Below are 12924 nucleotides of genomic sequence, written 5' to 3' on the forward strand. Positions count from 1 at the left end.
GATACCAATAACGGCCCAGCGAACGGCACGGTCTCGGTCAACCCGGACGGCAGCGTCACTTACACGCCAAACGACAATTTCCACGGGGCAGACAGTTTCACCTACATCGTTACGTCCGGTGGGGTATCGGAGTCCACCACGGTGAACGTCGATGTGACGCCAGTCAATGACGCGCCAGTGGCAAAAGATGATACCGCTGTTACTGACGAAGACACGCCAGTGACGATTGATGTTCTGCCAAACGACACCGATATTGATGGTGATACGCTGTCTATCCAATCAGCGTCTGTACCTGAAGCGCAAGGCACAGTCGAGATTGTTGACGGCAAACTGGTGTTCACACCGGCCGAGAACTTCCATGGTGATGCTGAAATCACTTACACCGTGACCGATGGTGCACTGACCGACCAAGCGACGGTTAACGTCACCGTGAATGCGGTGAACGACACGCCTGTGGTTGAAAGCAGCATTGCAGACCAAACCTTGGCAGAAGACTTTACGCCATACAGCATCGATCTAAATACCGCTTTCAGCGATGTGGATAACGTGGATGGCGATCTGAGCTTCAGCGTTGCTGGCAACAGCAACATTCAAGTGGCGATCGTCAACGGTATTGCTACGTTCACTCCAACCGCGGACTGGAACGGCTCAGAAGCGCTGACCTTTACGGCCACCGATCCAAGCGGCGAAAGCGTTAGCCAAACGGTGAACTTCACAGTAGCGCCTGTGGCAGACATCGTGGCAGACAACGCGACGGTTGTGGAAGACACGCCAACCATCATCAAGGTCTTAGGTAACGACACGTTCGAAGGCGACGACAAAGTGGTGTCGCTGGATACCAATAACGGTCCAGCCAACGGCACGGTCTCGGTCAACCCGGACGGTAGCGTAACCTACACGCCAAACGACAACTTCCACGGCACAGACAACTTCACCTACATCGTCACCTCCGGTGGGGTATCGGAGTCCACCACGGTGAACGTCGATGTCACACCAGTGAATGACAGGCCTGACAGTGAGGACTTTACGTATGTTACTGACAAGCCTTTGACGCAAGTTGTATTTGATACTGATACGAAACCTTTAGGTGATGGCGACTCTCAGGATCATATAGCGGATATTGAAGATGACTTAAATGGCAACGATTTGCATGTGCGGATTACTGAACTACCGACCTCAGGAACATTGTTCTTCAGAGATAACAACGGTGAACTGCATGAAATAAAAGAAGTCAGTGACACTCTTTATGAAAAAGATAGCCTTTACTATGAAGCTGATAATGTGGGTTTCTTATTAGGTATCAAGGATCGCCCAGATACACCAAATAGCTCCGAGTCTACAACAGATTTCAATAATTGGGGGCTAAGTGAGGACGGAGGTCCATCACACTCCCGTACTGAGCATTTAGTTAATGGTTCCTCCATCACTATATCTTCTGATAGTGGTGAACTTGCTCAATACAACCGCCAAGTGTCACATATCGGAAACGGTATTGCTGACAATGATGGGCAGGGTATTGAGAAAGGCGAGACAATTACGATCGATTTGTCTAATAACCCTGTGGGCAGCGTAAACCTTGGCTTAGATGGATTAGGTGGATTGTTTGATTACGGTGATGACAACGCTGCGCTTATTACGGTTACGTATTTAGATTCAAACAATATCGAACAGACTCAAACGTTCGAGTTCTTGAAGCCTGAAGGCAACTTCATGCTATTCCAAGAAACAAGCGTTGGTTTTGGGCAAGATCTAGCTCTTCCTGAAGGTTCGGTCATTACTCAGTTAGATTTGTCTACGAAAAATGAAGGGAACTGGGAGTTACGTTATGTAGAAGGTATTCCTGCCGGAGATAGCTTTGGATATGTGGCAGTCGATTCTGAAAGTGGTGTTAGTGATCCATCTACAGTCAATATCGTTAATGAAATGCTAGATGGTAATATTGCTGAAAATGGGCCAAGCCTGTCTGTGGTCGGTGATAGCGTGACTGAGGGTGACAATGTCACGTTCTCGGTTGTTCTAAATGAAACCACTAGCACTGCCGTTAAGTACCAAGTTGATATGCTTGCTCAAGGTTCTTCAGTTGATAAGAATGACGTAAATCTATCAAATGCAACCTATACAAATGGTGTTGTTTTCTTAGGTGGTTACTTGATTGTTCCTGCAGGTATAAGTAGCTTCGAAATATCGATTCCGACTATTGATGACTTGGTTGTGGAAAGCAGCGAAACGATCGTTCTTGAGATCGGCGGTGAAACGGGGACGGCTACAGTTCTTGATAATGACAGTACAAAACTTAGCGTAGTAGATGCCGGCGATGTCATTGAAGGAACTGACGCAATATTTACCGTTTTACTCTCTAACCCTGTTCAAGAGGCCGTTGTCGTCAATCTGAAGTCAACAACAAATGATAGCTATACTGCGGAAGATGTTGATCTAGGCACTATGGTAGTGACCTATGTGGATACTCATGGTCAAACTCAAACATTAGATATAGCGCCTAATGGAGACGTTACTATACCTCCAGGTGTCGCTGAAATTAAAGTCGCAGTCCCGACCAAACTAGATAATGTCCATGAAGGTGATGAGAGCTTTGGTCTGACGGTTACGGAAATCGGTAGTGTCACCAGTAATGGTATTGCAACTGGTAACGCAAATATTGTGGATTCTGATCCTGCACCTTTAGTTAGTATTAGTGCCGATCAAAATAGCGTAAATGAAGGTGAAACGGCAGGCTTTACGCTGACACTTGATAAAGTTGCAGATGAGAGTGTTACGGTTCATGTCGAATATAGTGGCGTGGCCCAAGATGGAAAAGATTTTGTTGGCGTTCTGAGTGTTGAAGTTCCTGCGGGTCAATCTTCAGCTGCTCTTGACTTACTGACGGTCACCGATGGTATTTATGAGGGCGCAGAATCTTTCACAGTAACCATTAAAGAGGTTGATGGCGCTGATGCGAGCATTGCTTCAAATAACAGCGCAAGTGTTGTGATCGTTGATGCCCAAAGTGCACCGAAAGTGACTATTAGCTCAGATCAATCCTCAGTTGATGAAGGTAGTGATGCAAAATTTATCGTCAACATTGACCAAAAAGCAGATGAAGATGTACTGGTAACATTTACAATCGGAGGGAATGTTGATGACAAAGATTATATTGCTCCAAGTACGTACACAGTCACGATTCCAGCGGGTAAAACGTCGGCGCCGATTGATATAAAAACTCTCGATGATGGTATTTACGAAGATCTTGAAAACCTAACCGTGACTCTAATTGATACGGTTGGTGCAGATTCGACGCTTGCAAGTGACTCGAATGAAGCAACAGTCTCTATTATAGATGCTCAGCACGCTCCAGAGTTTATTTCTGGCGGCGATAGTGCTGGTGACAAACCAAATGATGATGTTTACGACTTCGGGTCAGTTAACGAAAACACGGTGAGTGGGGCCGTTATCGGCACGGTCGTTGCTGAAGATCACGATAATGACGTGCTTGTATACCGCTTTGCAGATGGCTCGAGCACTAATGGTATTTTTGATATCGACCCGACAAGTGGAGAGATTTCATTGAACAAGACAATCGATGATGTTGACTTGGGCGATTATACGCTTCAGGTTGAGGTTATCGATGGAACTGGCGGGATTGATACTGCCGAGGTAAATGTTTCTCTGGTAAATGTGAATGATGCTCCTGAATCTTCGCCTTCAGTGGTTGAGATGAATGAAGATACTCAAGTGATGCTTGATTGGTCATCATTCGGTATTAGCGATGTGGACTCTGATGTATCAGATCTATCCGTCCAAATTACAACGCTTCCTAGCGATGGCTCATTAGAGTACAGAGATTCGCAAGGCGATTGGCAGTCTGTACAAATCGATCAAGTCCTCGATAAATCGCTTTTTGAGGAAAACGGTGTTCGTTTTGTACCTGAATTAAATGAATCAGGCAGTGACAGCTTCGGCGGAAATCAAGTCGGAGACCAGGAGTCTAGTTACGCTCAAATTGGTTTTAAACCGACAGATGGGCAGAGCTCTGGTCAAGAGTCGACACTGACAATAGACGTGAACCCTGTAGCTGACAAACCGAACTTAATTGCAGTGACGCCATTAAACTCATTGCCTCAACAAGAGTTTAACGTTACGACATGGAGTAATGTTCAAGTTGGTTCTAGTGATGGTATGGGGGTCAATGGAGAGACTCTAATCTCAGCGATCAACGCTCTTAATGAAGCCGATGGTACTCGATTGAGTTGGGCAAATGTGGAAGATTTAGGGACTCATGCAACCTTGGCAAATGAGGCCGTTCTAGTCACATCTCTTGTTTATCTCGAAGCTGGCTCGAGTTACGACTTTGTCGGTCAAGCCGATGATAGCCTTGCAATCAAGTTGGGTGGTACGTTACTTGATCAAGCTCGTTGGGGGAGCGACAGTGGTGATATTAAGGGAGCTAGCTTTACCCCTTCGGTATCTGGCTTTTATCCAATTGAAATTTATCACCATAACCAAAGTGGTCCGGGTAACTTTAATGTGGATGTATCCATTAATGGACAAGCGCCTGTCAACCTGAGCAATAGTAGTCTTTACGTAGTTAGTGATGAAAGTGCACTAGAAGCAACTGATATCAGAACGTCTGAACTACAAGAAGTTAATGGTGTTGCGTTTTACGAAACATACCAGCTGAACGAAGGGTTACAAGATACAGCGATACCGCTCTCTGAAATTAAAGCAAGCTTAAATGATACAGATGGCTCTGAATCACTTAAAGTCACGCTAACTGGCTTACCTGTAGGTGCGATCCTTTCAGATGGAAATAGTTCTATTACTGTCGCAACTATTGATGAAGAACTGGACGTGACAAGTTGGGCATTAGATGCACTTACTGTGACTCCACCTGCGGGCTCCCATGATGACTTCACTATCAATTTGACTGCAACGAGTACAGAAAGCTCGAATGGTGATTCAGCAGAATCTAACTTGGCGATCAATGTTGTAGTACATGAGAACTTACCGACGGAAACGGAAAGTGATTTGGGCGAAACCATAGAAGACAATACTCTACAAGGGAATGTATTGCTTAATGACTCTGACGGCGACAATATTCTGATGGTAGATCATCTTACTATCGATGGTGCTGATTACGAGGTAGGCGAAAGTGTTTCTTTGACTAGTGGTACGTTACTAGTAAACCGAGATGGTAGTTACATATTTGAACCTGCTGAGCATTGGTCAGGTGACGTTCCATTAATTAGCTATACCACAAATACTGGCGTAACAAATACACTTGATATCAATGTTGTTGCTATCGCAGATGCACCTGCGATCACGATTAATGTTGGAGAGTTAGTAAAAAGAGATGCTGTTGATCCTAATCACCACTTAGCTACATCGGCAATAAATAATACCAATACCGAAAATGAGGCTGTCGCAGCCAACCTTGGGTTGGATAATGCAGTACCTAAAATTAATACACACGCTGGTGTTGTGTTGGGAGTCAATACTGACTTAAGTGACACCGACAGCTTGTTTGTTGGGACAGATTTCAACGATGTATTCTATGGTGGCGGTGGCGATGACGTATTTGTTGGCGGTGGTAACAATGATACGTTTTATGGTGATGACGCGACCAGTCTTACTCTGCATGATGGTAAAGATACAGTTTACTTAACAGGGAACTTTGATGACTACAAAATGACCTTCAAAGACGATCATGGCGGTAAAGTTCCATATTGGATTTTATTAGATAGTCGTTCTATCGATTCGGTAAACGATCATACAGGTAGTGATGACCGAGGTGATCATTTATATGAAATTGAACGCGTTGTTTTTGCAGACAAAATTGTTGATTTGAAACCTGATGGCACTTATGAAGTGCTTCAAGATCGCTGGATTTCGGTCGATGTGGATGTTGATCTAGTTGATGTCGATGGAAGTGAGGATTTAGCGCAGACTGCTCTTGTACAAGATCTACCAGACGGTGTTGACGTGTATGTTGATGGGGTCGCAATTAAGCAAGATTCAAATGGAGATTACCCTGTCACTCTTGGTACAGATGGTAAGCTTTCCCTGGATATCAGAGTGCCATTCGATTATGAAGGCAGCTTAGAGTTCCCGCTAAGCGTTACTGCTACGTCTGTTGAAGGATCAAATAATGACGCAGCTTCAACAACTGAATCCGTTGAGCTTACAGCTCGTGACTATGTGTTGGAGTCGGGATCGCATGGGAATGATCAGATAACGGGTAGTGACGATCACGATATTATTGTTGGTGATGTTCAAGGATTGGAGATCATTGCAGGTCAGGACTACAACATCGCATTTGTTCTGGACACTTCAGGGAGCATGGGTAACTGGGTAGGAACTGCGAAGCAAGAAGTGCTAGATGTGTTTGATGAGCTGTTAAGTGCGGTAAATCAAGGAGAGAAGCCAGGGACAGTGAATATTCACCTTAGTGAATTTGCTTCAAGTGCATCAGCGGTGATTTCTGTTGACTTGAGTTCTCTTACAGCAAGAAAAGAGTTTGTAGAAGAGTTGAATCGTGTAATTGATGATGAGGGTTCTGGCGGCACAAACTATGAGGCGGGCTTACAGTCGGCCGTTGAATGGTTCAGCAGTCAACCTAACCCTAATGGCCAAAATATCACGTACTTTGTTACGGATGGTCAACCAAATAGAGCAACATACCTCTATGGTGTAGCACCGAGTGAATTCTCGAAAGTGATTTTGGACGTCGATAATTCTGGCAAGCTTGTTACCCTGCAAGATATTGCGAGTAAAAACAATTACTCATACGGACAAACAGTTACCTACAAAGGTGATGTCGTTATAGATAGTTACGGTAAGGTTTATTCACCGCTAACAGGAAGAATCCTTGGCGATATCGACAGATATTATGGCTCTATCCGTTATTACGATGAAGGGAATAGCTCGACACAAGCTCAACACATGTATCAAGTACTAGCGGCATTGTCCTCTATAGAAGCGATAGGTCTTGGGAGTGGCGTTGATGAACATACACTCAAGCAGTATGACACTGATGGTGTGGTAGAGTCAGATATTGATGTTACTAAGCTTGCTGAAACGATATTGGGTCAAGATGTACCTCTCAAACAAGGTTCAGACACTATTCAAGGAGGTGAAGGTAACGATATCTTGTTAGGTGACTTAATTGAGTTTGGTGGTAATGAACAAGGCTTAAGTGCGATTCAATCACATGTGGCGCAGCAAACGGGTCAGGATGTGTCTACCGTTGACGGCGAAGATATACATGAGTACGTTAGAAATAACTTGGAAGAATTCAACCAAACTCACCAAGGAGATAAATCGGATAATTTATATGGCGGCGCTGGTGATGACTTACTATTTGGTCATGGTGGCAACGACATACTCGTTGGCGGTGAAGGGGATGATATTCTGATTGGTGGTTTAGGTAGTGATACTTTAACAGGGTCAGAAGGGGCCGACATCTTTAAGTGGAGTGAAGTCACTAACGATGTTGATACTGTCACTGACTTCAATAAAAATGAAGACGCTCTAGACTTCTCAGATCTGTTTGACGACTTATCTAAAGATGAAATTGGAGAGCTTCTTAATGATCTTCAATCAGGTGATCATACTGGTGATGTCGGAGAGTATCATGTAGAAGTGGCACCAGACGGGGGATCTGAGGCAAACCTGAGTATTACAAAAGGGAGCTCGACATTGGACATCCATTTTGACGGTGCAAGTGTTGATGATGTGACTCAAAGCTTAATTGCGAGTTTAGAAGCTCAGTACAAAGACATGTAGTAGCGCTAAACTGTAGTCAAATTTAAAATCAAAAAGGTCTAGCAATTTGCTAGACCTTTTATTTTTACGGTCTGTTTATTGTTGTGCTAGCTTTTTGGAAGTGTTGTGAAAACGGTCCATTCTTTCTTCACTTCACCCTTGTGGCCAATCACTGTTGCGGTTACTCGACGGTTCAATGCGTGACTAACTTGGTCTGTACCTTGTGTCGCAAGTACTGTGTCTCCATAGCCGACAATGGTAACTCTATCTCCACTAATGCCGTTCTTCATGAGCTCTTTTCTAACGTTTTCAGCGCGGCGCTTAGATAAGTCAAGATTATGTTCTGCAGTACCAGTGCGACTAGCATAACCTTGAATCTCTATAGACGTGTTCGGGTACTCTTTCAAAAAGTCGGATAGTTCAAGAATTTGTTGAGTAAAGATAGGGTTGATCACATCGGAATCGTTCGCAAATAGTACTCGAATTTGCATTTCTTGTGAGGAGTCAACGTACGAACCGCAACCGTCGTTGTCTATTTCGGCACCCAAAGGTGTACCCGGGCACAAATCTCGCTCGTTAATGACTCCGTCAGAGTCATCATCTATATGATCAGCCCACTGATCGGCAATTGGGGTATCTATGTAATCATATTCATCACCACGATCTGATGAACTGCATGCGGAGAGCATTAATGAGAGTGTAATAAAAGCTATGTGTTTCATAATTAATACTCCACTTCTTCTAGCCATTCTTTAGGCATTTCAACCCTTAATGCACTCAACAGTTGCCCAGTTGCGTTCATCACTCGATATTTGGCGTACTGCTCTGCGTATTTAGAATCTAAGTAGTCTTTACGCGCCTCAAAGAGCTCGTTTTCAGTGTTCAATAGATCAAGCAGTGTTCGTTTACCGATGCGATATTGCTTCTCGTAAGCAATTACGGTTTCAGACGCAGAGTCTACATGATCTGATAGAAACTCTTTTTGTTGTAATGTTAAATCAAGCGCACTCCAAGAAAGCCTTAACCCTTCTTCAACATTGCGATAGGCACCTTCACGCAAGTCTTTTGCTTTATTTAGCTGGTAGGCAAAGTTTTCTGAGTTCGCTGCATCACTGCCACCATTGAATAGGTTGTAGCGTAGACGCAGCATGGCAAGTGTCTCATCACTTCGACCTTTTAAACCATCAGCGTCGTCACGCCATGTTTGCGAAGCTTCAATTGAAATGGTTGGGTAATTAACACCTTTAGACTGTTTGTATTGAAACTTAGCCGAGTCTACGTCTGCGAGCGCCACTTGAATAACGGGATGAAGTTCAAATGCCAAGCCTACCGCTTCATCAACCGTGTACGGGATAAAGTTTTGGTCCGCTCTCGGAAAGATTAACCCTTGTGGTGTTTGACCGACTAAACGAGTGAACATCGTGTGAGAGTCATACAGGTTATTTTGAGCAGCAGCTAAGTTTCCGTGTGCTTTTGCCAAACGTGCTTCTACCTGCGTCAAGTCAGCAGTAGAGCCGATACCCGAGTTGACTCGTTTTTTAATGTCATCGTAAATATCTTTATGAACAGCAAGGTTGTTTTCTGAAAGCTTTAGGACTTCATACGCTTTAACAGCGTCCAAGTACACTTTAGTCACTTCAAGTGCCTTATCTGAAGCATCTGCTAAGAGTTGAAATCTAACAGATTCAGCATCAGCTGCGGTTCGATCAATATCATTTAATGTAGCGCTACCATCCCATATTAGTTGGGTCAGTGTCACTGAAGCTTCCTTTCGAGTGTAATCCGTGTCTCCTCGACCAACTTCATCTGACGGGTCTAATCCTTCATATCCAATTCCAGCATCTAGATCAACAGAGGGGAGGTAAGCACCTGATGAAGCTTCATTTATGTACTTCTGGCTCATAAACTCGTTAAATGCACTCTTAATATCGGGGTTATTTTGTAGCGTCTGTGCAACCGCTTGCTCTAGAGTTTGACCGAAAACTGGTGAAGACACTATTAAGCAACAGCAGGCTATATGTACTCGATTCCATCTCACGTTAGTTCTCCTAAAATCATGTCGCTCTTATTCTGTTTCATATTTGAGACGAGAAGTTACAAACAATGAATTTTCTTAGTGCGTATTATCAACTTGTTGATGTTTAAATGTTTAATTCAATAAAAAACAACAATCTTACTCTCTAAACTCTAGCATACGAGGCAAAGCTTGCTTGGTAAGTGGTCGATTTTTTCGTAGAAAACCTTTTTATCTTAAGAGCATAGCGGAAACTGGTTTAAATGAAGGCAAATTCTTCGGTTATTTTCCTTATTACTCTCAAAAAACTAAATCCTCTTGGAATAAAACGAAAAATTCATATTTTGTCTAAACTATAGACGTGTTTAGTGCAGTAACAAGCCTTTAATTAAACTAATACAAGGATGAAGAGCATGGATCGAGTAGCGTTAAGTTCATTGATGAGCAATGTCGTGGTTATAGGGCTTGATGGGAACCTGAGAAGTCTTGAAAGTGGTCAGCTACCTCAGCCTGGTGAATTAATTATTGAGGAAGTTTCTGATACATCAGAATTAATTGTACAACAGGTAACACCGCAAGGTAGTTCAATTAACGTTACTGATGATGTCACTGCGCTAATCGAGGCTATCGCTAGTGGAGAAGACCCGGCTGCTCTTGGTGAGGATTTTGAGCCAGCTGCAGGTGAGGAAAGTGGTTCTAGCCCCCAAAATACTGGTGCAATAGATCGTACTGGCGCTGAATTGTTGGCTAGTACGAATTTTGAGACCGTCGGTATTGATGGAATCGGACTATCTACAACTCAAGCACTATCTTTGTTGGATCTTTTCAGAGTAATTAATGGCCCTGTACCACCGACTATATTAGTTCAAGAAATATCTAGTCCGACTATCAACGAAGGTGACCAAGTTGTATTCGATATTACTCTAAGTCAAACAACTGAAGACAATACTGATGTCATTCTTTCTCTCCTTGATGGAACCGCAACAGGCGGCTCAGCTGACGATAACGGGAGTGACTACGTCAATGAGCGTGTCCTCATAACATTTTCTGATGGTACAACAGAAGAAGTTTCAGTCGGTGAAAGCGGAACCTTTACCATTTCGATCCCACCGGGTGAAAGTGGCTTTACGGTCTCTATAGACTCTATTGACGACTCTATATTTGAAGGCCCAGAAACGTTTACGCTCTCTGGCACGACAGAAGAACAAAGCACACCTGTTACTGGGACTGCCACTATTTTAGATGATGGTAGTGGACCTGGCTCAAATCCTGATGATGATCGCCCAGCGGTAACGATGAGTGATGCAGGTACGGTTAATGAGGGCGAGACAGCGAATTTCAAAGTGACGTTGTCGAACGCCTCCGAGTCTACAGTTCAAGTCGAGCTAGGCCTCAACTTGGGTGACACCGAAGCCGGTGACTTAGGTACCTTAGAATACAACACAGGCTCCGGTTGGGTTGCAGTGCCAAATGATGGCGTGGTAACGGTGCCAGCTGGGCAAACTGAGTTTGATGTGCGCATCGCTGCCATTGATGACGCTGTTTATGAAGGCCCAGAAGATTTCAGTGTGACGGTGACTGGCATTGGCGCAGTGCAAGGCAGTGATACCGGTACGGCGACGATAGTGGATGACGGCACGGGGCCAGGCCCCGATCCGGATGATGACCGCCCGAATGTAACTATTACCGATGCTGGCACCATCAATGAGGGTGAGACAGCGAACTTCAAAGTCACCTTATCGAACGCGTCTGAAGCGGAAACGCAGGTGGAACTGGGTCTTAATCTTGGCGATACCGAAGTTGGAGATTTGGGCACCTTAGAATACAACACGGGAAGCGGTTGGGTGACAGTGCCAAACGATGGTGTAGTAACGGTGCCAGCGGGGCAAACCGAGTTTGATGTGCGCATCGCTGCCATTGATGACGCTGTTTATGAAGGCCCAGAAGATTTCAGTGTCACGGTAACTGGCATTGGGGCAGTACAAGGTAGCGATACCGGTACGGCAACGATAGTGGACGACGGCACGGGTCCAGGCTCTGATCCGGATGATGACCGTCCGAATGTGACCATCACTGACGCTGGCACCATCAATGAGGGGGATACGGCGAACTTCAAAGTGACGCTGTCGAATGCTTCCGAGTCTACAGTTCAAGTCGAGCTAGGCCTCAACTTAGGTGACACCGAAACCGGTGACTTGGGCACCTTAGAATACAACACAGGCTCCGGTTGGGTTGCAGTGCCAAATGATGGCGTGGTAACGGTGCCAGCTGGGCAAACCGAATTTGATGTGCGTATTGCTTCCATTGATGACGCGGTGTACGAAGGCCCAGAAGATTTCAGCGTGACGGTGACTGGCATTGGGGCGGTGCAAGGCAGCGATACCGGTACGGCAACGATAGTGGATGATGGTACGGGTCCGGGCCCCGATCCGGATGATGACCGACCAAGCGTGACTATTTCAGATGCTGGCACCATTAATGAGGGGGATACGGCGAACTTCAAAGTCACCTTATCGAACGCGTCTGAAGCGGAAACGCAAGTAGAGTTGGGTCTTAATCTCGGCGATACCGAAGCCGGTGACTTAGGCACCTTAGAATACAACACGGGAAGCAGTTGGGTGACAGTGCCAAACGATGGCGTGGTGACGGTGCCGGCGGGGCAAACTGAGTTTGATGTGCGCATCGCTGCCATTGATGACGCTGTTTATGAAGGCCCAGAAGATTTCAGTGTCACGGTGACTGGCATTGGCGCAGTGCAAGGCAGTGATACCGGTACGGCGACGATAGTGGATGACGGCACAGGTCCGGGCCCCGATCCGGATGATGACCGTCCAAGCGTGACTATTTCAGATGCTGGCACCATCAATGAGGGTGAGACAGCGAATTTCAAAGTGACGCTGTCGAATGCTTCCGAGTCCACTGTTCAAGTCGAGCTTGGCCTCAACTTAGGTGAGACCGAAGCCGGTGACTTGGGCACCTTAGAATACAACACGGGTAGTGGTTGGGTTGCAGTGCCAAACGATGGTGTAGTAACGGTGCCAGCGGGGCAAACCGAGTTTGATGTGCGCATTGCTTCCATTGATGACGCTGTTTATGAAGGCCCAGAAGATTTCAGTGTCACGGTAACTGGCATTGGGGCAGTACAAGGTAGC

The 12924-nt window shown here is 45.3% G+C and carries 4 protein-coding genes; 2 read left to right on the top strand and 2 right to left on the bottom strand.

Going from position 1 to position 12924, the window contains the following annotated elements:
* Window positions 1–7779 (top strand): tandem-95 repeat protein (locus tag R8O70_RS24340; protein WP_318184398.1); only part of this gene is annotated, 7779 nt, incomplete at its 5' end.
* Window positions 7780–7865: 86 nt separating this feature from the next.
* On the opposite strand, the gene R8O70_RS24345 is transcribed toward R8O70_RS24340, so the two are convergent.
* Both R8O70_RS24345 and R8O70_RS24350 read right to left on the bottom strand, forming a co-directional pair.
* A complete protein-coding gene (locus tag R8O70_RS24345) occupies window positions 7866–8480 on the bottom strand; it encodes an OmpA family protein (protein WP_005377363.1) in 615 nt (204 codons plus the stop codon).
* Between the two features lie 2 nt (window positions 8481–8482).
* Entirely contained in the window at window positions 8483–9796 is a 1314-nt protein-coding gene (locus R8O70_RS24350; protein WP_021707835.1) for a TolC family outer membrane protein, read from the bottom strand.
* 389 nt (window positions 9797–10185) lie between these two features.
* Between R8O70_RS24350 and R8O70_RS24355 the strand changes: the two genes are divergently transcribed.
* On the top strand, window positions 10186–12924 hold a 2739-nt coding region (locus R8O70_RS24355), incomplete at its 3' end, for a Calx-beta domain-containing protein (RefSeq protein ID WP_318184399.1).

This window comes from Vibrio sp. 779(2023), assembly GCF_033344285.1.
In the GTDB taxonomy this organism is placed as follows: domain Bacteria; phylum Pseudomonadota; class Gammaproteobacteria; order Enterobacterales; family Vibrionaceae; genus Vibrio; species Vibrio alginolyticus.

What these genes read in the sequence shown, in the direction of transcription:
- R8O70_RS24345 (WP_005377363.1), bottom strand. Translation starts at nt 8,480, where the DNA reads ATGAAACACATAGCTTTTATTACACTCTCATTAATGCTCTCCGCATGC.